Source organism: Paenibacillus sp. ClWae2A (assembly GCF_032452295.1).
In the GTDB taxonomy this organism is placed as follows: domain Bacteria; phylum Bacillota; class Bacilli; order Paenibacillales; family Paenibacillaceae; genus Paenibacillus.
Genome location: NZ_JAULSQ010000004.1, coordinates 346503 through 370130, shown reverse-complemented (window position 1 = coordinate 370130; position 23628 = coordinate 346503). Strand labels below are relative to the sequence as shown.

Annotated in this window: 36 protein-coding genes; all 36 read right to left on the bottom strand. The window is 49.3% G+C overall.

All coding sequences use genetic code 11. From position 1 onward, the window contains the following. Positions 1-15: 15 nt before the first annotated feature. Positions 16-492, bottom strand: a complete 477-nt coding sequence (locus QVE09_RS16310) for a phage tail tube protein (RefSeq protein WP_315937623.1) — start codon at positions 490-492, stop codon at positions 16-18. A gap of 9 nt (positions 493-501) precedes the next feature. Next, complete coding sequence (locus QVE09_RS16305; RefSeq protein ID WP_315937622.1) at positions 502-891, bottom strand: minor capsid protein; 390 nt, start codon at positions 889-891, stop codon at positions 502-504. Next, entirely contained in the window at positions 888-1277 is a 390-nt protein-coding gene (locus tag QVE09_RS16300; protein WP_315937621.1) for a hypothetical protein, read from the bottom strand. The genes QVE09_RS16305 and QVE09_RS16300 overlap by 4 nt, the downstream gene beginning before the upstream one ends. After that, positions 1277-1603 (bottom strand): hypothetical protein, encoded by a 327-nt coding sequence (locus QVE09_RS16295; protein WP_222215888.1) that lies wholly within the window; start codon positions 1601-1603, stop codon positions 1277-1279. Before QVE09_RS16295 ends, QVE09_RS16300 begins: the two co-directional genes overlap by 1 nt. After that, positions 1603-1968: a hypothetical protein gene (locus QVE09_RS31625; protein ID WP_315937620.1), complete on the bottom strand. Its 366-nt coding sequence runs from the start codon at positions 1966-1968 to the stop codon at positions 1603-1605. The genes QVE09_RS16295 and QVE09_RS31625 overlap by 1 nt, the downstream gene beginning before the upstream one ends. A gap of 4 nt (positions 1969-1972) precedes the next feature. Beyond that, a complete protein-coding gene (locus QVE09_RS16285) occupies positions 1973-2287 on the bottom strand; it encodes a hypothetical protein (protein WP_315937619.1) in 315 nt (104 codons plus the stop codon). 12 nt (positions 2288-2299) lie between these two features. After that, a complete protein-coding gene (locus tag QVE09_RS16280) occupies positions 2300-3253 on the bottom strand; it encodes a major capsid protein (protein ID WP_124113862.1) in 954 nt (317 codons plus the stop codon). 17 nt (positions 3254-3270) lie between these two features. Beyond that, a complete protein-coding gene (locus QVE09_RS16275) occupies positions 3271-3861 on the bottom strand; it encodes a phage scaffolding protein (RefSeq protein ID WP_315937618.1) in 591 nt (196 codons plus the stop codon). A 106-nt stretch (positions 3862-3967) separates the two neighbouring features. After that, complete coding sequence (locus QVE09_RS16270) at positions 3968-5083, bottom strand: phage minor capsid protein (RefSeq protein ID WP_315937617.1); 1116 nt, start codon at positions 5081-5083, stop codon at positions 3968-3970. After that, entirely contained in the window at positions 5080-6576 is a 1497-nt protein-coding gene (locus QVE09_RS16265) for a capsid protein (RefSeq protein ID WP_315937616.1), read from the bottom strand. Before QVE09_RS16265 ends, QVE09_RS16270 begins: the two co-directional genes overlap by 4 nt. Positions 6577-6580: 4 nt before the next feature. Continuing rightward, positions 6581-7975, bottom strand: coding sequence for a phage terminase large subunit (gene terL, locus QVE09_RS16260; protein ID WP_315937615.1), 1395 nt, complete (start codon positions 7973-7975; stop codon positions 6581-6583). Continuing rightward, positions 7968-8702 (bottom strand): terminase small subunit, encoded by a 735-nt coding sequence (locus QVE09_RS16255; protein WP_315937614.1) that lies wholly within the window; start codon positions 8700-8702, stop codon positions 7968-7970. Before QVE09_RS16255 ends, terL begins: the two co-directional genes overlap by 8 nt. A 221-nt stretch (positions 8703-8923) precedes the next feature. Then, positions 8924-9190, bottom strand: a complete 267-nt coding sequence (locus tag QVE09_RS16250; RefSeq protein WP_315937613.1) for a hypothetical protein — start codon at positions 9188-9190, stop codon at positions 8924-8926. A 125-nt stretch (positions 9191-9315) separates the two neighbouring features. Beyond that, positions 9316-9780: a sigma-70 family RNA polymerase sigma factor gene (locus QVE09_RS16245; RefSeq protein WP_315937612.1), complete on the bottom strand. Its 465-nt coding sequence runs from the start codon at positions 9778-9780 to the stop codon at positions 9316-9318. Positions 9781-9783: 3 nt separating this feature from the next. Further along, on the bottom strand, positions 9784-10638 hold the full coding sequence (locus tag QVE09_RS16240) for a hypothetical protein (protein ID WP_315937611.1): 855 nt from the start codon (positions 10636-10638) through the stop codon (positions 9784-9786). 123 nt (positions 10639-10761) lie between these two features. Further along, a complete protein-coding gene (locus tag QVE09_RS16235) occupies positions 10762-10986 on the bottom strand; it encodes a hypothetical protein (RefSeq protein ID WP_301880970.1) in 225 nt (74 codons plus the stop codon). A gap of 3 nt (positions 10987-10989) precedes the next feature. Next, positions 10990-11388, bottom strand: a complete 399-nt coding sequence (locus tag QVE09_RS16230) for a RusA family crossover junction endodeoxyribonuclease (RefSeq protein ID WP_076328799.1) — start codon at positions 11386-11388, stop codon at positions 10990-10992. 293 nt (positions 11389-11681) lie between these two features. Continuing rightward, on the bottom strand, positions 11682-13940 hold the full coding sequence (locus QVE09_RS16225; RefSeq protein WP_315937610.1) for an AAA family ATPase: 2259 nt from the start codon (positions 13938-13940) through the stop codon (positions 11682-11684). 18 nt (positions 13941-13958) lie between these two features. Then, a complete protein-coding gene (locus tag QVE09_RS16220) occupies positions 13959-14345 on the bottom strand; it encodes a DUF3797 domain-containing protein (RefSeq protein WP_315937609.1) in 387 nt (128 codons plus the stop codon). Next, positions 14333-14773, bottom strand: coding sequence for a hypothetical protein (locus QVE09_RS16215; protein ID WP_315937608.1), 441 nt, complete (start codon positions 14771-14773; stop codon positions 14333-14335). Before QVE09_RS16215 ends, QVE09_RS16220 begins: the two co-directional genes overlap by 13 nt. Further along, positions 14770-14982, bottom strand: coding sequence for a hypothetical protein (locus QVE09_RS16210; RefSeq protein ID WP_315937607.1), 213 nt, complete (start codon positions 14980-14982; stop codon positions 14770-14772). The genes QVE09_RS16215 and QVE09_RS16210 overlap by 4 nt, the downstream gene beginning before the upstream one ends. A 37-nt stretch (positions 14983-15019) precedes the next feature. Then, positions 15020-15700 (bottom strand): hypothetical protein, encoded by a 681-nt coding sequence (locus tag QVE09_RS16205; RefSeq protein WP_315937606.1) that lies wholly within the window; start codon positions 15698-15700, stop codon positions 15020-15022. A gap of 14 nt (positions 15701-15714) precedes the next feature. Further along, the gene (locus tag QVE09_RS16200) at positions 15715-15966 is read right to left on the bottom strand and encodes a hypothetical protein (protein WP_301880975.1); all 252 of its coding nucleotides are present in this window, start codon (positions 15964-15966) and stop codon (positions 15715-15717) included. 2 nt (positions 15967-15968) lie between these two features. After that, positions 15969-17549 carry a DEAD/DEAH box helicase gene (locus QVE09_RS16195; protein ID WP_315937605.1) on the bottom strand — a complete coding sequence of 527 codons (1581 nt, stop codon included), beginning with the start codon at positions 17547-17549 and terminating at the stop codon, positions 15969-15971. A gap of 10 nt (positions 17550-17559) precedes the next feature. Beyond that, positions 17560-18162 (bottom strand): hypothetical protein, encoded by a 603-nt coding sequence (locus QVE09_RS16190; protein ID WP_315937604.1) that lies wholly within the window; start codon positions 18160-18162, stop codon positions 17560-17562. 29 nt (positions 18163-18191) lie between these two features. After that, positions 18192-19301, bottom strand: a complete 1110-nt coding sequence (locus QVE09_RS16185; RefSeq protein WP_315937603.1) for an ATP-binding protein — start codon at positions 19299-19301, stop codon at positions 18192-18194. Then, positions 19301-20608 (bottom strand): AAA family ATPase, encoded by a 1308-nt coding sequence (locus QVE09_RS16180; protein WP_315937602.1) that lies wholly within the window; start codon positions 20606-20608, stop codon positions 19301-19303. The genes QVE09_RS16185 and QVE09_RS16180 overlap by 1 nt, the downstream gene beginning before the upstream one ends. Before the next feature lie 15 nt (positions 20609-20623). Continuing rightward, a complete protein-coding gene (locus QVE09_RS16175) occupies positions 20624-20800 on the bottom strand; it encodes a DUF6877 family protein (protein WP_315937601.1) in 177 nt (58 codons plus the stop codon). 3 nt (positions 20801-20803) lie between these two features. Further along, positions 20804-21322 carry a hypothetical protein gene (locus tag QVE09_RS16170; RefSeq protein ID WP_315937600.1) on the bottom strand — a complete coding sequence of 173 codons (519 nt, stop codon included), beginning with the start codon at positions 21320-21322 and terminating at the stop codon, positions 20804-20806. Between the two features lie 111 nt (positions 21323-21433). Next, positions 21434-21682, bottom strand: a complete 249-nt coding sequence (locus QVE09_RS16165; protein WP_315937708.1) for an AbrB/MazE/SpoVT family DNA-binding domain-containing protein — start codon at positions 21680-21682, stop codon at positions 21434-21436. A 209-nt stretch (positions 21683-21891) separates the two neighbouring features. Continuing rightward, a complete protein-coding gene (locus QVE09_RS16160; RefSeq protein ID WP_315937599.1) occupies positions 21892-22083 on the bottom strand; it encodes a hypothetical protein in 192 nt (63 codons plus the stop codon). A 15-nt stretch (positions 22084-22098) separates the two neighbouring features. Further along, positions 22099-22305 carry a hypothetical protein gene (locus tag QVE09_RS16155; protein ID WP_315937598.1) on the bottom strand — a complete coding sequence of 69 codons (207 nt, stop codon included), beginning with the start codon at positions 22303-22305 and terminating at the stop codon, positions 22099-22101. 15 nt (positions 22306-22320) lie between these two features. Then, a complete protein-coding gene (locus QVE09_RS16150) occupies positions 22321-22626 on the bottom strand; it encodes a hypothetical protein (RefSeq protein ID WP_315937597.1) in 306 nt (101 codons plus the stop codon). Beyond that, the gene (locus QVE09_RS16145) at positions 22595-22813 is read right to left on the bottom strand and encodes a hypothetical protein (RefSeq protein WP_315937596.1); all 219 of its coding nucleotides are present in this window, start codon (positions 22811-22813) and stop codon (positions 22595-22597) included. Before QVE09_RS16145 ends, QVE09_RS16150 begins: the two co-directional genes overlap by 32 nt. A 37-nt stretch (positions 22814-22850) precedes the next feature. Then, positions 22851-23222, bottom strand: coding sequence for a hypothetical protein (locus QVE09_RS16140; protein WP_315937595.1), 372 nt, complete (start codon positions 23220-23222; stop codon positions 22851-22853). Further along, the gene (locus QVE09_RS16135) at positions 23198-23497 is read right to left on the bottom strand and encodes a hypothetical protein (protein WP_315937594.1); all 300 of its coding nucleotides are present in this window, start codon (positions 23495-23497) and stop codon (positions 23198-23200) included. The genes QVE09_RS16140 and QVE09_RS16135 overlap by 25 nt, the downstream gene beginning before the upstream one ends. Positions 23498-23628: the final 131 nt, after the last annotated feature.

Below are 23628 nucleotides of genomic sequence, written 5' to 3'. Positions count from 1 at the left end.
CCCTTGGTTTATGAATTATGGTGTAGTTGGTGCTTTCTCAAATTCCGGCTTACCGTCAGACAGCAGCTCAAATTCTAGACCGTCAATGTTGGTCGAATCGCCGCCTGCTGGTGTGGTCAAGTTAATCACGCAATTCATCGTGAGCGTGGCACCTGAAGGCAAGGTCCATTCAAAAATCGTTTCCACATCTTGACCCGTCCCCAGCATCAAACCTGCAATGTAATCATTACCTGGATCGCCATAGTTACGTTTACCGCTAAAGCTGAAAGACAAGGACTTACCCGTTACTGCACGTCTCGTCCAACCCGCTTGGTCCATCGCACTCCATTCTTCAGTGTTACCGTCGATAGCTGGTGCAAAGTTCTCTAAATCCTTGATCAATACCATATCCGTATCTGTGGAAGCCCTGCCCTTAATACCAATTTTGAAAATGTTGTTATGAACCGGGAAAACACCAGTGCCCCCGAATAATTGCAAGTCAAGTTTCAGCAAATCAATCCCCTACCTCTCATAATAAATAGTTGTCTCAATCACATATTCGTAAATCCCAGCATCATCCGTGCCCACATCAATAGGCCATGGTGTCCGCATCTCAAAGGCAATGACGCGGTGCCCTGCTATCTCGCCATCAGAACGACCAAATAGCGCAGCATAGACCTCATGGGCCTTACGCTCCGCTGTATCTGCGTTTTTACTCCAGTGAACCAGGATGGATATGGACTTGCTGGCATAGCTGGTGTTCTCCAGCCCTCCGATGGCAATGTAAGGTTGTCCGGTGTTCAGGTTGTAAACACCAATGGACTGTTCCTTCTTGCCGTCGATCTTGCCAATGTACCAATATGGGGAATCGATCTGCGTTTTCAGCCAATCCCGAATCTCGGACAGCATCATTTGATGAACCCACCCCCAAACTTCTTGACCAGCTTTTCAAACGTTTTGCGAATCCAACCTTTCTGTTCCTTCTGCCAAGCTTCCAGCCATAGCCCTTGGGCGTTGGCGTTCTTATCCCTGCGGAAGTTGTATTCTGGATGCCAGTAAAGACGGCGCGCATATGGCGTGTCATAGACAATCTTCACCTGGCCCTTTTTCAGCCCAGTTTTGTCTACCCAAGCGCTTCGTTCCAACTCACCTGTTTGCTTCGGCACAACCTGAGCATTGGCAATCTCGGTCAAAATGCTCTGTTCCTTCCCGTTCGCTATGACTTCAAGCGCCTTGATCGGGGCATTTGCAAGCTCCCGCATAGCCCGGGGATCCATCGTCACTTTCACTTTAACCATTAGCTCAGCTCCAATTCCGTAGAAAAGACGCTGCCGTCTGGATGCTGCGGCCTTGAAGCGCTGAATATGATTCGATCGGTTCCACCAACCCGGACAAAGCCCTCAATCAATTCTCCTGGCAGGATATCGCCCCGGATGATCACCTTACCGGATAGCGTGACCAATCGGCGCTCCTTATCCAGCTTCTGACGCATCTTCTCGTCATAACAAGCAAGCCCGTCAAAGATTAATTCCTCGACAGGCTCCCCGTCTTCTGACAGCTTGGTGTGAAACACTTGAACCGGTGTCTTCAATATCCAATGTGGAAACGGAAACTTACCCCGCATCAACGTAGCCCCCTATTCATCAGCCCTGTGGCTCTCAGCAGGCTTGCTACACCTTCGGTAGTCTTAACCCCTCCGGGTCCATCAACGGCCTTAAATGATACGCTGACGCTGCCTGCGGAGTATCCAGAGAGAGGGAAGTCCAAGTAATCCCCATATTGATACTGGAAATCCGCTTGCTGGCATACTGCCTTAACCACGTTCCCCCGCTGAAAGGCTGTCAGACCTTCCAGGCTACGTTGTACGATGCGATTATAGGTCAGGCTGTCTATTTGGTCGGATGCCCGACTAAGAGCCTTATTCAAGTCCTCAGCCGGGATCATCCCGTCACCATACAGTTCATACTCATCAGCTGTGGCATAAGCCATAGGATCACTTCCCTGCAGCTTCAATCTCGGCCTCAAGCGTAGCAGCGTCTTTTTCTGCTGCGCCCTCGATCCCGAGATCCGTTGCTTTCTTACGCAGAGCCTTCAACCGCTTATCTGCCTCTTTCTTCTCAAGCTCAGCGGCCTTTGCAATCTCATCTGTCTGCGGATCCGTATCCGGTTCCGATCGATCCACCGTGTATCCCTTCCCCTCAAACCACTGCAGCAAATGCTCGTTGTCCGTCTCACCTACGCCATTTGCAAAGGGGATACCTGCGGACAGCCCTGTGTATTCCTTATTTGGTGCAATTACTTTAGCCATGAAATATCCCTCCTAGGAAACTTTAATATTACGCATAACGCCAGCCGCTTTGGTCGCTTTTAACGCCACAGCTGCTACCATCTCGACTTCACCTGTCTTAACTGCACCTGACGTGCTGTAATCAGGCAGCCACGTTTGTACAGGTGCTACGCCTGCCATGGAAACGCCGTGGAAGCCATCCAAACCTAAACGCGGGATGTAGATGCTGGTTTCACCATTGGCATCCGTACCAACCACGTCCTCGTTAGATCCAGACTTCGCCCCAAGATCGATTAATGGAATCTCATTGTACTTCTCAACTTGACGGCCAAATTCATCGCGGGTTGTCGTATATGATCCGGATCGACGGGCTACAGCTCTAATCCGAGCAATCATTTTGAGATTGCCCATAATTGCGGAAGGCGGTCCATCTAAGCCCATCAGGAATTCGTCCAGTTGATCCAAAAACACCTTGTAGTTGGCATCAACAGCAGCAGAGGTGGACAGATCAATAGGCGTAGACGGTAGATACTCAGTGCTGGAGCCTGCCAGTGCTTTGTCTAGACCATCAAACGCCAATGCCTCTACTGCAGAATCACCGTTAATCACGGTATCATTAAACAGTGCCTGAGCAGCTTTGACCTTCTGCGCCATTTGCAACGTAACCTCGCTCACGATACCACCCATATTAGCGATAACTCGGTCAATCTGGAACGTACCACCGAACACCTTCAGGTCAACGGTGTGCCGTTGTTTGGATACCTCATGTGGAGTGTACTCTTTATTAATTTCACGGAACTGCGCGGTAGGCTGTGTGATCAAACGTGTATAACCGTATGTCAGTGTAGCGCCGCCACCCGTTGGGGAGACCGCATCGTCAAAGGTGAGGTTTTCCAGCAGGAAGTTATTCTTCCGGAATTCGTCAATCACCCCAAGTGTAATTGCATCCTGTACGTTTTTCTTTGCTTCTGCCAATGTTACTGCCATTCAAATCAGCTCCTGTTCTATTTTGTAAAGTGTGCGGCAATGGCATCTCCCAGGGAGAGCTGTCCGCCTGCAGGTGGCTCGGTTTTTCCGGCACCCACTTTAATGCCTGGTTGCTGCTGTTGTTGCTGTTGTTGCCCTTCTTCAGGCTTGAACAAATAAGCATCGGATGTCTTCAAGCCTGTCAGCTGCTCATCCAAACCAACAATCTTGCCATCGTCTCCAAGAACCAGCTTCGTCTTATCGATCAGGCCTGTTACAACTTTCTCGTTATGAACCTTGCCCGTTAATGCAGCCGTAATGGCGTTGCTGATCTTGACTTCCTTCAGATCGGATTCATATTGTGTCTTGGCTGTCTGATTCTCGGTTTTCAGCGTCTCGATCTGTTGTTTCAGATCCTCAGACAGCCCCGCAGTTTTGCCCAGGTCATCAATCTGTTTATCACGATCTGCAACGTCCTTCTCCAGCTTCTTCCTAGTCTCGGATAACTCGTTGTACTGCGATTTAGGTACAAAATGCTTCGGTAATTCCTTGTTTACGTCCCCAATAAATGCATCGATCTTCGCATCTTCCCAACCTGCTTGTTTCAACAGTTCTCTAAGCCAATCCATTTGTCATCAGCCTCCATAGATTTATATAGCTGCTCTCCAGCTAAGGGAGCGGACCGTGATGCTCCGGTCAACGAGCAATAGGCCCCAGCAGTCTCAGCTAGGGCCTTCAAACTCTTACCTTCTCCCGTTTGGGATCTCTACGTAAGTAATCATGTTCTTTCAGGTGTATCCGTAATTGGGCTTGCCACTGTCTAACCTTCGCCTTGTAATTCGCCTGGTTTCCTTCGTCCACGCTACCTGCTTCCAGGCGCTTGTACTTGCGTATCTGACGTTCCATGTAGCGCTGTTTCTGTTCTGCCTGGTAGTTGGCCAAAGCTTTCTCATCATCAGCTGGCTTAGGCAGTGAGCTGGTCCCCACAATGAACGTAGTCATGTTATGGCGACAGTTCGGATGGAACAAACCAGCAGCAATGGCGGTACTCAGAAGCGGATACTTGCCATCAGCTTCAGTCCCGCCTGAATAAACGTCGTCTATGAACACTTTGCCCTGATATGGCAGGCACAGTTTGGAACAGTTAGCATGTGACGATATAACAACGGTACGGATGCCGAGCTGATCCCGTTTGGCACCCTCTCCGGCGAATACTGCACGCTGGGAAGCTGTACGCAGCGCCATTTCCGCATAACTGGCCACATTCACCCTGCGACCATTGGCATATGTGATGGAGTCGAAGCCCTTTTCAAGAAAATCCTTAGTAGCCCTGTCGATTGCTTGATTCAGCGAAGCAGCTCCACTGTTCAGGTATACCTGGCTCTTATAGATGGTCTGTCTATACACGTCATCCGCTTGTCTCAGCATGGCATGACGAGCTAATTGTAGATTGTTCTCTGCTGCATCTGCCAGAGCGTTAACCCGCTTCTCATTGATCCTAAAGAAGCTCCGATCTGAACCATCCTCTGACTCTATATCCGGCTTTTTGCCCGTAATCTTGTTCCACAGGCCCTTGACGGTGTTCACCACACGATCAGCCCCGCGCCGCCAGGAGCCTTTAACCTCTTCCTCGGCGGCCTTCTTCACTTCCGGCTCATACTTCTTGGATATCTGGCGGGTCTCCTTACGGTACCGCTGAATATCCTCCAGCTTACGTTGTTGCCATTGCTCCCATTCCTTGCCCTCTCGTTCCTCGTCATCCTCGTGACGCTGAAGGTTACGCTGCATGGACTTTATCAGATCCATTTCCATGTCGCTGAAGATCTGGCGAATGTCATATTTCTTTTTCATTCGTCATCATCTTCCGGGTTATCCGGATCTGGTGGAGCATCACGATTCAGTGCCGGTTCTTCAAAGATGATCCCCTGTTCATCCTTCAGGCGTTTAACCTCTTCTGTCTTTTCCGCATCAGTCCAGGTGTCGCCGTACATCTCTTCAACCGCACGTTCAACACTCATCACACCAAACGTCCGGGCCTTGCCCACCGTCTCAACAACAGCGTCGAAGGAAGGGCTGGCATACTCCCCAAACTTGACGGATGCTTCATAATCTCCTGGAGTCCGTTGTTGGTTGTTGTCATGCACCTTCAGAACGATAGACACCAATTCCGGAATGACTTCGTTCAGACGTTCAATGATCTTGCCACGGGTGTAAAGTGTGGCCTTCTCTTTCTCACGCTGCGCCTCGGCATTATCCGTCTTCTTCAGATCGATGCCAAGCGTTGAGGGCGATACAATCCCCTGCAAGCACATGTCCAATGCAGACGCATAAGACGATACGAACGCCTCATAGAGGATTGCCGGCTGCACCAGGGAAATCTGATCCTTGGTATCCTCGGCCATTGTCCTACCAGCCGCGATAAAGTCCATATCAAATGGATTTGGCTTGATGGGCATTCCGTTATTCGGATCTCGGGGGAGCAAGTCTTCCGGGATGTACTTCTGCACTCTCCCTGACCGAATTGCATCCCACCACTGGCTGATAACCTCGTCCAAAGCGTCAAAGCTATCTGCCTTGCTCTCATAAATGGACTTGCCACGATCAGGCCACTTGGATGATTTGAACACAGACAGCGGCACACCCCAAATAAAGTCACCCGTAAATGTCGTTTCATCCAAGCCAGCCAATTCAGGCACCATAGCCAGAGGAACCTCTTTCCCGTCTGCACTCAGTAGCTTGTAGTTGATCTTCCCTTTGCCAAATGTCTCTTCCAGCTGGTAATCCTTATCGTTGTGGCGGTACTCCGTGTAATAGATGATCTCCTGGAGCCTGCCACGTTCTCGTCTGTATTGCACTTTATCGCCTGCGTAGAACTCAATGATCGGATAAGGGGTGATAGCTGTATCCAGTGTTACCTTGAATGCACCATCCCCCTCTACCAGCGCTTCAATTAGGCTACTACCCAGCAGCTCATCAAATTTGTTATCCTTGGCGATTTCCTCCCACAGATTCGTCTGATCCGGCGTCTTCAGCTCGATCTGGTCCATATCCGAAACCACGATGTCAGACAGACGTTCCACGATCATAGCTGGTAGCCCTGAATGGATCTTCCGAATATGCCGGTTCTCACTCGGGACCGCTGCCCAGAATCGGGAACGGCTCACGTTATCTGTGACCGACTGCTTGTAGAACTGTTCCAGCTCGGACGGATCTCCACGATACCAGAGCCGGTTACGCAGGACACTGGTCCGATAGCTGAATGGCTCACGGATGATAAATGACTTGTTCTCCGGTGCTGGTTGTATCCTCAATATCTTCATGACCATATTCTGAAACCACCCCATTTCCTCAGCCTCCTAACATGTACATCGTTTCTGCGATGCCTGTCGTACCATCTGGCGCATCATCATGGGTGTTCTTACCCTCGCGCTGATAATTGTTCATAGCCTTGTGATACTCCGGCCAGCGGTCCCGCCAGTTCACAGGGAAGTAGACATGCTGCATGACCCATGTTGCATTCGATACAATACGAGCTACTTTGTTCTTGCTTTGATGGAACCAGCTCACGTCTGTCCGGTTACTTCTCAGGTCCTGTTCCAGAATCCGTTTAACACTCCGAGCGAATGAACGTCCCCCGTTATTACTTTCAATCCGTGCCCTATTCACCTGAAACGCAAAAAGAGCCTTAGCAACTGCCGGCTCTGTAATCTCCATAGGCTCTTTGGTGTAGATGATATCAAGCACATACGCCTCTTTGTTGTACGCACCCCATATGATGTTGCACAGATAATCCGCACCCTCATCTGCTGAATCGCAATAAGCGTAAATGCCAGTGAACAGCGGTTCTCCAGAAGAATCCAGCGGTAGATGCTCAAATGTCTTGAAGCTGCTGTAAAGCTTACCCTTGATATCAATTGGAATCTGCTGATAGTTAGCGCTGGCAATGTCCGCACCCATGGCCCGTACCTTCATGTTGTAAGACTCGCGGGAAAGGATCTCTTCGCAGAGCATCGTACCGTCATCCTGTAGGGCCTTCATGCTCAGGTGCCGTACCTTCTTCTTCTCCTCTGCAAAATGCTCCAGGGCCCTGCCTGCAAGGTCTCCTGTTGCCCATCGGGTCATGATAATGATGATCTTGCCGCCCTCTTCCAAACGGCTCAGCATCGTATTCGTGAACCAATCCCAGTGCTTCTCCAGAACACTCTCATTGCTCGCTTCTTCGGCATTCTTGATCAAGTCATCAATCATGAGAATAGAAGCACCAAAGCCCGTTGCTGTACCCGTAGGAGACGTGGCCAGATAGTTGCTGTATCCACCTTCAAGGCTCCAAAGGTTCATAGCTCCATCCCCTCGGCGGATCTGCACTTGAGGGAAAATGTCACTGTACACGATGATATTCTCATCAGCCTTCTCCGTGCTGATCCCGTTGCGCACCGCTTTGGAGAACGTGGTCGATAGCGTCTCGTTATAGGAACCGGTCATAATTTTGGCTGACTGATCCTGTCCGAATACCCACTGTGCAAACATCGATGCCGTTCGGCTTTTACCATGGCGTGGGGGCTCATTGACGATCAGAATATCGTCGTCCGACTCATAGAAGTCTTGCATCTCATTGCACAGATCAACAAGGAACTGACGATTTTCCTGGTAGAAGTCCGGTGCCATAGCTTGGCAGAAATAGAAGAACTCACGTCTCGCCAGTTCTACACGGGCACCACGCTTGATTGCCGCAAGATTAACCATCTCGGACCAACTTCTTCAGATCCTCCGTAGTTAGCCCCTGGAACGGATCACTGACGCTAACCCCACCCGACAGCTCCACCTTATCCTTAAACATTCCCAGGTGCCGGGCGACATTCTCCAGCGCCTTCGCCTGATCATGCATCACAATTTCAAGCCCTGCCTTCGTCTGCTTAATGCCAGAGTACAGTAGCTTAGCGCCGCCCTGAAGCTTACGGGTGTCCTCGATATGCAAATCGGGGCGACCCTCGCCACGGCACTGAGGGCAGAATGGATGTGGATCCGCAAGACGATCAAAGCCATATCCGCCAGCTTCACTCGGCAGGATATCTTGTACCGGCTTATCCATCTCCTCTGCTTTAGCCTCGGCATCGTTAATGGCATCCTCTACCGCCTGGGCATACTCAGCCGCATCGACCCATTGGTACTGGTGATCGATTCCGTAGCAATACCGGCACGCCAAACGTCTCAAATGGATCAGCTCGTTAGGATCGGCAGTAGCCAGATCCCACCATCGTCGAAGCACCATATCGGCCGTAACCTCAACCTTGGCCGCTCGTTTGTCCATGGCCTTCTGTATGGCTGCCTGAACCTTAACATTACTTAACAATCTACTGGCCTGTTGTTCAGCCGTCTTGGGGCTATATCCTGCTCTGATCGCTGCCTGCTTGGCATTGAGGTCAATCAGGTATTCTTTTACAAAGTGTTGTTGCTTGGCCGTCAATGCCATATCAGTCAGCTCCTCTATGTATTTTGGCAAAAGAAAAAGCACCCCGAAGGATGCTTGGTTTACTCTTCTTCTTTGGAACACTTCTCACAAAATCCAGTTAACGCATTTTCATCTTCGTAAATGGGTCCGCCACATTTCGGACAAGTTGATTCTACTTTGCTCATGCTATCATCCACCTCCTGTCAAACACAAATTCGACAAAAAGGGATGTTCTTCCTCTTTTAACAACGACTCCGTGCCACCTGAAGAACCGGCTTTCGGTTCAGTACCTGGTGCCTCATCGGCAAAGCTCTTGGCAGATCCCGCAAACGAAGTGGCTTCGTCTTCGCAGGTTGCTCGTCATACTGCTCGATCAGTTCCAGCATTTCGACGACTCCCTGGTGCTCCTGGATCGCATTGGCGAAGTTTGCGAAAGATTCGCTCAAGCGTACAAATGCTTGGCGCATTTTAGCAAACATGTGCTTATGCCGATCATTAATCCGATCCACAGAATCGACCTCCTAAGATAGTTTTGAACGCAAAAAAGAGCCCTCCGCAATGGAGAGCCCTGTTATAGACAGACTTATGGTGTACATGTTGTACGGCACGACGTACGGCAGTCCGTACGGCAAGATCACAAAAATTCTTTTGAAATCTTGTCTTTAGCCCGGTCCACATAGTCCTGAACCGTTCTCTTACTTAGTCCTAGTTTAGACGAAATCTCCAGAAGCGTCAACCCCTGCGCCATGTGCAGCAGGAAACACGTCCGCTCCCGATCACTCAAGGCCAGTAGTGCATCCACCAGCTTCAACCGTTCAGCATCGGTGATCTCCTGTCCGGACAGCTTGATATAGATTTCCCGTTGCCGATACACGTCGGTAATCTCGACGCCACGGCGGCTGCCTGGCCGTCTCCCGCGTTTTAGCCACGTCAGGGCATATCGCATGTCCGATAACATTTCAGAGACCGTGCCAGCCTCCTCTTTCTCTTGGGGATCGTCCAGATCTAGACCCTTCCGGTACTTGTCCAAGGCTCGGGAATCCGTTGCATATTGACTGATCAGTGTCTCAATCCATGTGGCTTTGGTTGTGGTTGTCATAGGCTATTCCCCCGATGCAGACAGTCGGTTCAGAATCCAACGCGCACGGGTAAGATCCTGTATGGCTAATTCCAAACGCTGAACCTCGCTGTCCGGTACCGCATTGACAGGCTCCTGCTGACGCAGCTGCTCCTCCAGACCAACTATCCAATCGTTCAACCGGTTAATCTCTTGAATCAAATCGTCTCGCTCTTTATCCAATTCTTTATTTTTGATCTGCATTATTTCGTTGTGCTTTGTCCATTGTCGATCAGATTCATCCTGCTTATCTCGCAGCCGTTCAACCTCAGCCCAAGCTTTCGTCGCTTCGTTCTGTGCCGATATCATTCTTTGGTCAAGCCGTTGATTTTCTGCAGACAATTGTTCACGCTCAACCGACAGACTGTCACGTTCGTTCTGTGTTTCAACCAACGCCATCGACAGCCGCTCGATCTCCTTCTCAGCTTTGTCCAGCAGTTCCGCGCTTGGTGGTCCTGGCGGTGAAACGTTCTTCTCCCTCAGAAGCTTCTCCTGTCCTGGCTTCCGCGCTTCGGTCCATTTGCTAATGTGATTGTATACTGTCACCTCTGTAACCCCTTGTTCCTCTGCGATCCGTCCGATCGTTTTGCCAGAAGCACGTTCAGCGTTGAACTGTTCTTCCGTCAGGTTGAATTTTGGTTTTGCCATATCGTTATCCCCCTTAGGTCTGCTTTTTATCTCAACCGGCTTTTTGAAGGCCTTATCAGCCTTCGTTGCAGGGTACTTCTGCCGGATTTCCTCCAGCTCTTCGGGTGACAATTGCGTAGTTATGACGGGAGATTTAACTGCAGCTCTCAATTCGTTCTCTCGCTTGGGAATGCCATAGTGCCAGTTACTCAAAGGGCTCACCCTCTCCATGTTGATCTAACTTGAAAGCAATCTGCTCTGCCGTAAAGCCACAACCCACGCACTCATACAGATCCGGCTGGATCTCGTCCATATCGCTGCAGCACTCCGGACAGATCAACCCGCCTGCCTTTGTTTCTCGTATACTTCCTCCAGCCATTCAATCATCATGACCATTTGCTTTACGGCCAGACGGTTATCCTCGTACTTCCTACAGATCGCACCAGCAGAATCTGCAACCCACTTCCAGAAGTCAGGGCTCTGCATCCCGAACTGTCTCGCTGCATCGTTCACACCCTGGGTCCACAGGAACATGTCCCAGAAAAATGCTTTATAGTCCATGGCCTACAGCTCCTCGATCTTGACGTAAATGCCTGGATGATCAGCCCAGAACTTCTCGATGATCTCACTGGCCACAATCGCGTCATCTGTCCAGAATCCCAGATCAGTCATAATATCAAACGGCAACTTGTTCAGGTTGTGTGTATCTGGCTTTGTCTTTTTCCACTCTCCGTCGTAATGCTTGCTCCCCTTCGTAATCGGGAACAGCCACTTTACAATTACACGCAGCGCCCCCGTATATTTTTTCTCAGGCACATGCTGACCCAAGTGAGCTGTTAACTTCGCACGAGCTGCTTTCAGATCGTCTGGTTCGTAAAAGACAGGTTTGCCATTCACAATCGTTACCTTCTTCTCCTGGTGCGTCGCTGTCGGTGGTTTCATCGGCATAAAAAATTCTGTCATCTATTTCACCACTTCCATTTTTAAACTTTAATTTTGCGGGGGGGTGACTTTCAAATAAATTTAGGGGAAGGGGGAGGGGGAGTTCTAGACCCCCTCCCTTATTCCTTATATATTTATATATAGTGGTTGCCGCCGCATGTTGCGGCAATCAGGACGTACCTAAATCCCCGCAACTTTTCGCGGAATTGCGGCAACCATGTTTCGCAAGTTGCGGCGACCATAAAATGATGATCATTGCCGCAACTTTGTGCGGATTGCAACCACCATAAATTTATGGTCGCCCCGCAACTTCATTATTCTGCTTCCTCTTCTTTTTTGACGATGCGGAAGCCATTAGAACGATCAATTTCATACCCAAACTTCTTAATCCAATCTCTTACAGTACGCTCGGCAACTTCCTTACCAGTAGATCCGTACCAGGCCATAATATCCATTAAAGTAGGAGGTTCACCAAAGTTACAATTGTTCACGACATCCTCAAACTCTTCAGCTTTGGTTCGACGTTCTTGCTTAGCCTTATCCTTCCTTTTGCCGGAAGCCTTTTGCCATGCCGGCGTTGAAGCTTCACTGTCCGTATCGATGTCCTTCAGGCTGCCCACATCATCGATGCGATGAACCGGATACTGGAACCACATGTTCACCGGCTCGAACTTGGCATACTCCCGCAACGTACCTTCTACACGCCATGCAGAATGCCCACGTACAGTCTTGATGACTCGATCAATCTCTGGCTTGATGTTCGCCATGACTCCTGGAATTGCACGCTTAGCGTGGTCCTCCATAGCCTTTGCACTGAGCTGATCATCCTGGGAAACATGCTCCTGCAGGTATGATGGGTTGTACTGTTCGAAGAGACGCTGGTACATCGAACAGATCGCCTTGTTCTCTTCCTGATTCCGCAACGCTTCCGGAATGTCCAGTTCCACCAAGTCAATCAGTGCATCCGGATCCCGAGCGAAAACGCCGCTGCCTGATGCACGGTCCATGGACTTCTTACCGCCCTGGGAACCCTTGGAGTGATGATGACAGTAAATAACGCTGGCACCCAACTCAGTAGCCACTTTGTCAAACTGATTGGTGAAATGGGCCATCTGGTCCGCGCTGTTTTCGTCGCCTGTCAGGACCTTATAGATCGGATCGATAATGACAGCAATATAATCTTTCTTTGCAGAACGACGAATCAATTTAGGAGCCAGCTTGTCCATCGGTACCGTCTTACCCCGAAGGTTCCAAATATCGATATTTCCAATGTTCTTCGGCGGGAGCCCAAGCGCCTGGTACACATCCTTGAAACGATGCAAGGCGCTGGCTCTATCAAGCTCCAGATTGACGTACAGAACTTTACCCTTAGTACATTGCCAGCCCAACCACTTATCTCCCTCAGCCAGGGCAATACTCAGCTCGATCAAAGCGAACGACTTACCTGCCTTCGACGGTCCGGCCATCAGCATCTTGTGACCTTGCCGCAGTACCCCATGAATCAAAGGTGGAGCCAGCACCGGCATGTTATCCCAATAGTCGGTCAGGCTCTCCGGATCCGGAAGATCGTCATTCACACCCTCGATCCATTCATGCCATTCCGCCCAACTTGCACGGCCAATATTGGTATCCACAATGAACTGCTTTTTCCCATTACGTTCGACACCTGGCATCCGTGAAAGCCTCGAGGGATTTCGATTCTGCTTATCGATATTCAGGCCGTTTTTCTTACAAACGTTATATAGGTAGTCAACCCGCTTCCGGTACTCGTCATAATCAGCTGCATCCACTTTCACAATAGCGTGAACACTCTTCCCGCCACTGTAGACCATCACAGCGATAGGCAGCTCCAGTTCCCGCATAATCGCGTTCTGCTTCTCAATGTCCATCGTGTCTGACTCAACAAGTGCGTACCGGAATTCGGTCACGTTATCGTTCTTGACCCCTTTACCATCCAACGGGTTGAACCGGATCCACGCGCCGGCAGCTGAATCGTAATCACCCAGCACGGAACCGATATCATCACCGCTCTGGTTGAGCGCCTGGATCAGCTCACCTGCTGTCCGATCGTATGCTCCTTTGGTGGGGAGATACTTACCTTCATCGTTCTGCCAAGTATCCGTTACATATCCCACGTTCTCCGATGCTTCGAACAGCGTCTGCAGGTATGTGGTGAGCTGCTGAATCGGATTCCATACGGCTGGTTCGTGGATCTCCTTGCCTTCAATCCAGTTCTTATCGACCACGACATAATCGCCGCCGGCAATTTCATCATCCCAGCCCAGCTCCCGATCCTCTCGACCTGCAGAACGTGGTACCCATCCGTTATCCTTGGCCATCTGCGTAATGGTTGCACCAGTAACAGGGATGCCTGAACCTTCAAAGGAAGTCCACTTTCTGAAGCACTCCCCGGGACGGTACCGGCCGCTGTCCCGTTTGCTCCAATCATCCCAATCACTGGCCGTATAACCTTCATATTTCAATGCCATTCCGACGTTGACCCATTCCTGGTAATCCAGGTACGAAGGATCAACGTGGTCCAGCAATGCCATAAGATCCAGTTTGTGCTCCATCCGTTTCACTACCTTTACTTAGATATTAAAAAATCGATTTTGATCTACCCAACTTTTGCCTTCAGGCGTATTTATAAACTCTTCCGTTTTCTTGGTATGATTAATGCGTTTCACATGTCCCATTTCCTGCAGCTTATTCACGTTGACATAACCATAGAATTTTCCTTGTCTATCGTGGATCTCATAGACTCGTTTCGGTCCGATCGTCGCCCAGCAAGCCACATTCAGATCAAGCAGCGGCTTATCATCCTCGTCCACTTCGATGCTCCACCCACACTTGCAACTGCGTTTGAAAATGTCGTCTTCAATCAGCAGGACACCTTCTCCGTCTCCAACCAGCTCATTACCACAATCAACACACGCAGCGTATTTTCGCATCAACTTAACTGATTTCATTGCAAGCATTTATTTCCTCCTCCTTCTTGACTCTCAGGCTTATTGTCGTGTAACCACTGGTAAATTACCTTTAATGCCGCCCCAGTTCTATCCGGTGTCCTGCCCATACTCAGAATGTCCGTCACCTGCACAAGCAGCCTTATGGCTTTGGTACAATGCTCTTTCTCCCTTTCAAGCTCCAAACGGAGCCGATCAGCTTCAGCACGAGCATCCAACATTTCACCAATATTCTCGCCGCGCTTCGATTTATAATCACGGAGATCTCGAATGGCTTGATCCCGTTCGGATTTGGTTTGATCAAGTAAGACAAGTACATCATCTATGATCTCATCCCCATCAGTTGTGATTGTCATACCTGTATCAAGCTGAACACCGAGACATTCCTCGCTTACAACCAGAGTGAATCCGTTGAGTAATTTGTATCTACGATCACTCATGACTTTACCTCCCTCAACCGAATCCACTCGGTGTAATTCGGATTTTCGTCCAACGATTGACCGTGAGGACCAACTATAAAAGTGATGCCTGTCAGCCTTATTTTTTGCAACTGTTTGGTTGGCACAGTTATGTCAGTTCCACGAATGACATATTGAGGCGGTGGGTTCTTACGCAAAGATCCGTTTTTGGTGTAAACCGCTTTATTCATACTTATCCGCTCCTTTGAAGGGGCCGGAGCCCCATAATTATGCCAAGTGGTCTGCAATGAAGAAGTTGCCCCAATCGTCCCTTTTCAGGGGATCAGCGAATACAGCTTCCCGCACCTCATGAACGGATCCGCAATCGTAGCACTCTACTGTCTTCTCTTCCGGAATGATGTAGAGATTCCCCTTAGCACGGCATTTCGGATTCTTGCACCAGTACCGGCACTTGTAGTGAGGCACGCCATCCTTGTACTTGATGCCAGTCACTTTATAATCATCTACCTGCTCGTTTGTCTCAGTAGAATTGGAGATCACGTTCAGAGACTCTGAATCGATGTTTTGGTAAGCCTCGGCCAACTTTTCACCCAGTGAAGTTGAGAGAGTACGTTCAGAATGAATCATGGCCGGCTTCGTGACCCTTTTTGCATTCTCTATAACAGCATCTTTCAATATTTCTTTTACAGCCTGCTTGCTCTTAATCGTGCTGGCCATGACCTTCGTCTGAATTTCTGCAGCAGGAGTTATATCCGAGGCAGAAAACGGTGGAGAGATAGCCAGTGTCCGAACTGGTGCAATCACTTCAGGCTTACTATCCTTCACCTGCAGGCCGAATGCTCCAAAGAATCCCTCAATGACAGCCTTCGTTTCTCCAGCTCCAAGCTGGTCCATTTCCAGTTCACCAGATAATTGATCGTTAAAAATATTCATGCGTACCCAACTCATATATGATTGCTCCCTTATTGGTTATTTGAACGACGTTTGATGCCCACAATCGGCCCTGTGTAACCCGCTAGTTCAAGCTGCCGCTGTGCCTTGCGGAAAACATAATCAATGTTCTCGCCTTCTTTGATCTGCCCATCCGCTTCGAGGTGTTTATTGGGAATCCACACATTCTGGTTCGTGCCACCAAGCGTATAACGCTTAGCAGCACGCCCCTCATATTTCCGATTGATCAGTTCTAATCGAATGCCCTTATAGTCCTGGATCATCGTTACTCACCCCGGTACTGTTTCGGCTCAACACCTGCAGGTACTTTCCACCCGTTCCCGGCGATCCGATCAATCATCTTTTTGGCCGAGTCAAAGGACCAGGTACCCACATGTTCAAAACCTCTGCCTTCCAGGAAGCGGATCTGCTTCGGCGTAGTCAGCCCTTCTTCACGACGCTTGTCCAAGCGTTCCAATAGCTTCGTCGCCTTGCCGGCATTATCGATTTGTTCCGGCATGATGCCCAACTTTTCGAGTGTCTTAACCTGAGCATCAGAAGGGGGCGCTTGTTCCCAACCGAACGATGGTACATAGCTGGATAGATCCTCAGCCTGGATACTCATTTCAAACTGCAGCGGATCCACCAAGGCACGCTTGCGGCGCTTCATCTCGGCCAATTGCTTGGCCAAAGCTTCCTCACGCTGAGCAACGACATCCTCAGCTGCCTGCTTCTCCACGTCTTCCAGATCCAGTGCAATACCCGCCTCCTCGATCTGCTTGGTCATGGCCTGGGCAATCTCTTCATTTTCCGCAATGAGGTGAGCAGGATGGCAAAGCTCGTGCCGCTCGGTATGCCACAGGAAGTCCAACAGCAGAAGTTCTGTCTTGCCAGGGAATAGACGGGTACCACGCCCGACCATCTGACTGTACAAGCTGCGAACCTTGGTGGGCCGAAGCACTACGACACAATCGACGCTCGGACAATCCCATCCTTCGGTGAGCAACATGGAGTTGCAAAGTACGTTATATTTGTCGCCATCAAAGTCTTCTAATATCTGTGATCGATCTTGAGAATCCCCATTTACCTCAGCTGCTCGGAACCCAATCGAGTTCAGAATCTGGGTAAATTTCTGACTGGTCTTCACCAGAGGAAGGAATACAACAATCTTTCTGTCTTTAGCTACACGAAGCATTTCCTCAGCAATGGAATCCAGGTACGGATCCAATGCGGTACCCAAGTCCTGCGTTTTGAAGTCGCCTGCCTGTTGGCCAACCGCTGACAAGTTTATCTGCAGGGGAATTGTCATGGCCTTGATTGGGCTAAGGAACCCGGCCTTTATGGCCTTGGGTAACGTGTATTCGTAGGCTAGGCTTTCGAAGAAGCTGCCCAAGTTTCGCATGTCGCCACGATCTGGTGTAGCCGTAACGCCAAGCACGTTGGCTGTTTCAAAATATTGCAGCACGCGCTGATAACTGTCAGATAAACAGTGGTGGGCTTCATCAATAATAATTGTGTCAAAGTGATTTGCCGCGAATTGTTGCAGACGTTTATCTCGCATTAGAGTTTGGATACTGCCCACAACGACCCGGTACCAGCTGCCGATCGATGTCTGATCTGCCTTCTCGGTTGCTGTTTTCAGTCCAGTCGATTTCTCCAACTTATCTGAAGCTTGATCAAGTAGTTCACCCCGGTGAGCCAGGATGAGCACACGCTCACCCAGCTTAACCCGGTCTTCTGTTACCTTAGAAAATACAATCGTCTTACCGCATCCGGTAGGGAGCACAAGCAACGTACGCTTGACTCCTTTGTTCCATTCAGCTTGGATGGACTGACGCGCTTCTTGCTGATAGGGTCTGAGTTCCATCGGTTACCTCCTAGAATTGACCTGGATTCCAGTTACCTGTTTGTTGTTGACCAGGAAATGGTGCATTCTGTTGTTGAGCTGGTGGATTGTACTGTGTCTGTGGCTGATTATATTGCGTCTGCTGCTGCTGTTGTTGTTGTGGAGCTTGATAGGACTGTTGTCCAGTTGGCTGAGTACCTGGTTGCTGAACCTCATCTTGAGCATAGAACGTCTTAATCTCATTGGCCGAACGCGGTTCACCTTTATAGGTATAATTGCGAATCTCAATTTTCAGACGACCCTTACGTCCCAACGTAGCTGGCCAGTTCATTTTCAGGGGTTCACCTTTTCTCTTCAATCCAACGCCTGCGAAGAAGTTTGAAAGGAAACCTTCTGTCTTACTGTGCAACAACAAGTTGTGTGTTAACGTCACATCCCCGTGTTCTGGAGAATGAACGATAATCTCCATTTTCGCTTGATTGCAAGCAGGCATTTTTTCACTGCCGGCGAAACGTCCACGTTCAAATTTTGCTACCGTGAAGTTGTAGTCTCCAGGTGGGAGAATAGTGAAGCCTGTCCCTCCTTCATTGACAATCTCGTCATCCCAACCAAATTCTCTTTCCATTTGAGTCATGTATGAGTCCTCCTAATGTGTATTAAAATTTATGAAAACGGAATTTGTTTGTTCATATCCTGAACCATGCCGTACACTTGTTGCCAAGCTCCGACCAGGACACCATCTACGAATCCAGGGTCATAATTGGCAATTGGCGTATCAATCGGGTAGTACCCCTTATTGCTCACCACAATCTGAATGTCGTTCTCCGTCACCTGGTACTGAACCATCAGATCGCGAAGTGATGCAGGGATGCTTGGATTCAGTCCCTGACTTGTATCTGCAACCTGTGCGGGAGCAGATGGTGCTGGCGTCTGCACAGGTGCAGGTGGCGGCGTAACAGGTTGTGCCGACGTTGTTGCAGGTGGTGCTGATTGTGTGTTCACTGGCGGTGGAGTGACAGGCGCTTGAGAAGGACTGGCTTGTACCACTCCGTCAAAGATGTGTGCAATATGGCCATAATCCAACGGCAGCTCGTCAGGGAGTCCATGCCGGTTCTTCGCATCCCATGCAGGATGGTGAGTTGTGTACATGGTTCGGCTACCACCTTGCGCCTTATGCTTCTTGCCTTTCTCATCGGCAGCCACACTGAATGTCTTGTAATTGATGAACAAAACCATGTCAGCCCATTCTTTTACGAGTGGCGCTGTACGGCTTCCCGTCTTGGCACCGAGTTTGAGCTGGTACCGGTCATAGGCTCCCATTTCATCCGGCTGTTCAAACTTGATGATCTGAGCATGAGCGGTTAGCACCACATGGATTCCGGAATCGACTACATCCTGAAGGAGATTCAGGAAACGTCCAATTTCTTCGGCGACGAATACATATCCTTTGCCATACCCGAAGTCCTCGACACCGCTTTTGTTGTGAATCGCGCATACACTGCTTACAGCAAGCATCTCTGCCCAATCGACTGTATCAATGACCAAGGTACCGAAGCGGTTGCCCTGTTGCCATACCCATCTGACTTGCTCGTTCAGCATGGTCCAGCTTGTGGGCTTGGGTACCCGATCGACATCCATTTCTGTTGTGGAACCTTCTGTATCAATAAATACGGGACGTGGGAATCGTCCAGCAAGGGATGATTTACCGATGCCTTCCGGACCATAGATGACGACCTTCTTTGCTTTCTGCACTTTTCCACTGATGACTTGCATCAGAACTCACCTGCTTTCCAAGTTTTTGTTTCAGCTGCAGGCGGGGCGTCCGTTGCGATCGCTTGCTCCTGTCCAGCTACGTAGCCGTCTTCGATAATAATGCTGCATTCATCGCCGGTGCTGACACGTGTTGCGATTGCCTGCAGGCCCTCTTGCTCAAGCCAAACACCAAACTCATTCAGCGTCTGCAGATCCATTTGCTCGAGCTTGTCCAGGAGAATGAAACCACAGTCTGGCTTCAACTTACGAACAATGGCCGTGGACACCTTCAGCTGATCAGATCCGCTCATGTTGTCCCAGCGCTGTCCGTTGTAGATCAGCTCACCATCATCTACTGACAATCCTTCCAGCGGCAGATTAGCATTGTTCAGCAGCTCAGCTTTCTGCTGGCGGATCTCGTTGATCTGAGTAGACAATTGATCGTATTGAACGCGATAATCGCTAGCGTCTGTCTCAGCCTTATCCTTGTCCAGATTAGCGCGGACCTTCCGGTTAATCTCGTCAATTTGAGTAATGTTCTGTTCCAGCTCAGTGGTTGATTGGTCATGCAGATCAAGTGCATCCTTCTGAGCGATGCCCAGATCCGTCTGCAGCTGAGTGTATTTCTCCTGGGCGGCGTTCAGAATTGCTGTCAGCCGAACGACTTCGCGGCCTTGTTGCTCAAACTCCGCCTGAATCTGTGTCACACGTTGTCGCTTGAGTTGGTTCTGGCCATTGCGTGCCAGGATCTCCTGTTGCTGACTGATTAGCTCTGAAGCAGAGACAGGTTCCTTCGGTGCATCTGTGAAGTAAGGCTGTTCTTTAGCAAACTTGGCTTTCTGGTCTGCAATTTGACCAATGGTATGGCGATGACTGTAAACCTCCTGTTCCTGCTTCTCGAAAGCCTGAAGCTGTTCACCAACACCGATGATCCGGAGTAGGATGTTGGCTTTCTCCTTACTCGTAGCATTCATGAACTTTGGCAGATCAATGGCCAACTCTTCCACAAAGCTATCCAAAAGTTGCTGACCACCTTTCTGGCCGTCCGGATCGATTACCTTCAGGTCAGAGTTTTTACCTTTCCGCTCGACTACCAGCCCGTTAGACAAGGTAAGCTGCAGGTATGGTGCTACCATCGATCCTTCACGGTTAGCTTGGGAAGGACGATATTTATTTCCACCAAGAGCCCATGCAATGGCATCCAGAACGCTTGTCTTGCCCTGGTTATTCCGACCACCGACGAGCGTAAGCCCTGCACTGGATGGCTCCATTTTTACAGCTTTGACGCGCTTTACATTTTCGATTTCGAGCTTATTAATTTTGATCATGGCGGTCACCTTTCTTTATTCAGATATGAATCTGCGTGCAAAGCGCAGTTGTTGTTCAATATAAGGGTCCGTTTCATTGCCACCAGAAGCTAGCCAGTCACCGATACGTCGATTGATGTCATTCAGGACAATGGTAGGTAGCCGGTGAGAAATCAGGGTTATTTCTTGCAGTGGATTTACTTCTGTATTCACGACCTACACCTGCTTCCCAAAAATCTGTACTGCCCAATCACCTTCGCGCTCTCGTAGCCGTTGAGCCCCAAGAGTCCCTGACTGCTGACGAGTCCATAGCGGTTCAGTGGCCGCTCTTTGCAGATCCCAGCCCATTACGTGTACCCTGCGGTGGAACGTGAAGTACGGGATTTTGTTTTCCTCAGCGAGTTGGGTAAACTCCTTAGGTAGAACTCTGATATGCTCAGAAGCAGCTATTGCTACAGCCCTTGCTTGCTCGGGCGTCTGAAGTGGCTCCATTGCAGATCGTTCCATCGTCCAACCTCGGTTGACACGAGACATAAACGTTTCATAACTGATTCCATTTTTCTCTGCTTCAGCTCTCCAGTGTTTACGATCTGTGAGAGGGCGAGGCGGCGTTGTCATCGCACGATGTTTTGGCCAACCCTGTGCACGTACACGCCGATCTAACATTGCCGGCTTTATTCCGAGCTTGGCCGCTTCTTCATACTCCCCTGGAGTGATGTAGAAATAATGCCCCATTTAGCTTGTCGCCTCCTTGGCGGCGGAACCGGTAGAGGCTTGTACACCTCACCGATCACCTTTCCGCTATCGTCTGTGACAATATCCCAAGGGATATCTGATTTATACAGGTCAGTGAACATTCTCAGCTGCCTGCTTAATGCAAGGTGTACAGATCTGCTTACCATGAAATAAGTTCAGACTTTCATCATTTCCGCAAAAGAAGCAACCAGGTTGATACTTGCGAAGAATGATCTTGTCACCGTCCACGAAGAACTCAAGCGGATCTCCTTCCTCGATACCGTGAACCCGGCGAAGCTCTTTCGGAATAACGACACGGCCCAGGTCATCGATGCGGCGAACAATACCAGTAGCTTTCATGCTCATACTGAATCTCCTCTCTTCCGTAAACCGGCTTTAAATCGGGCTAAATATTTTAGCGAATGAATACGTGCTTGACGCTTGGCATTCTCGTAAGCAGCAAATTCTAAACAGATCATTCGTTCATCACGAGTGAGGGCAAGCCAAACCTTTCCGGATACATTCATTGCATAATCCTTTCTATCAGTGGTAAACTGACGATAGAGTGTTTAATTGTGTGCAGCTGACAAGGGGTAGGAGCCTTCCAGCTGCATTTTTGCGTGCAGACGATTACGATACGTCCGGTACTGCTTGTCCGCATGTGTAGCGACTTTGATATGGCCACTGCGGCGCATCTGACTTGCAAGGGCCAAGTAAAAGCCACAGGCTGCTTTGTAATGCTGTTCTGTCATCAAGGGCAAGATTCTCACCTCCTCTCATTCGTCATCTTCAATCTTTACAGCATCGATGCACTGATCCGGATTGTCGCGCTTCGCAAGTCGTTTCTTCGCGGTGGGAGTTATCAGCCAGTAAATGTACGCTGCAGAAACACCTAGCGCCTTCGCACATTCATCAACGTTACCCGTAGCAATTAACTCATCTCCCCGGTAGACCGCATACGCTGCCTTCTTCGGCCGACTCATAGATCCTGATCCTCCTCATCCAAACCGTATTTTTAAGGCTTCATGGACCAGAGCTTTATTGTTGCTGTCCAGGTAGTCCATATCAGCCAGATTCACTTTGGCTAGTCCTGAGTTGAACAGGTGCAGTGCCAGATGGAGCATGAACCTTTCCGATTGGCTCCAGGGCTTGGAGAGCTTCTTCAACGCAGCTGACTTGATGATTCCACCCTGCAGGTCGAAATACTTGCTTGTCAGGCATTGTGAAAGCCGTGGCTGATTCATGAACAGGTAAAGCGTGCATTTCCAGTACTTATCCTGGAATAGATTCTGTGGGATCTGCATCGATGCCACCGTCCTCTCCAGCTGTGATCGTTACAGCACCGATGGACTTGGCCATGCAGCTCAACTTGCAATACAGATCTTTGCCATGTCGTACGGCGATCTGGCCATCTACGATTTCAGAAGCACATTCTGGATTAGCGCAGAAATCCATTACTTCTGGCGGTGCAAAGCTTGGTGATTTGTTCAAGTGGATACACTTCCTTAAATAAGAGTTTAAAATCCCATTAGCCCGTTTCTTCACTCTGCAGGGTTAGCAATCGATTTAATTGCATTGCAGAAGGTTCCCTTGCTAGCAACCTTGCTTTATGCTTTTCGGCTACTTGAGTAGCATCCAAGCTAGTTATGCTTCCGCGATTCAAAACAACCCCGCCAGACTCGTTCAACTTAATTGAAACAGGGCGATCAATTGGACGACGCTTGTGACAATCAGTTACAAATTTAAATGCCCCGCGTACTTGATCATCGCTCATACTCTCGTCAATGCTTACAACATGATCCAGAATATTTCTTTGCATCGCCAATATGTCTTCATCAATTGTTTCCGGCGATAACCCCAACGCCTGCATATCTTTTAGGATGTCTTCGACTCTTCGCATATCTTCGCCCCCTGTGTGCAAATGATGTTAAATGTCTCTGGCGACAAAACTTCTCTGTATTTAGCTACTGTGAGTTCTCTAAAATCCAGAGAAGCTAGTACAGAAGCTAAAACCTTGTTTGTCTCATCTGTTGCTGGAGGTTTATGACCTGTACATAAGAGAGAAAGGTACGCTCTAGATAATTTTTTACCTTTTAATTCACATTTCATGGAGATTTGTGAATAAGTCATACCACTTTCGGCAATTGCGTTAGAGAGGATATTGGCATATCGCATCTGTGTCCACCTCCTCAAACCACTTGTTAAACAAGAAGTTAAACTCTTGTTGTAGTCATAGTGTAACACAGCAAAAGTTTACGTCAAGCTATAACAACAATAATTTGTTTACTTATTAGTTAAACGAGTGT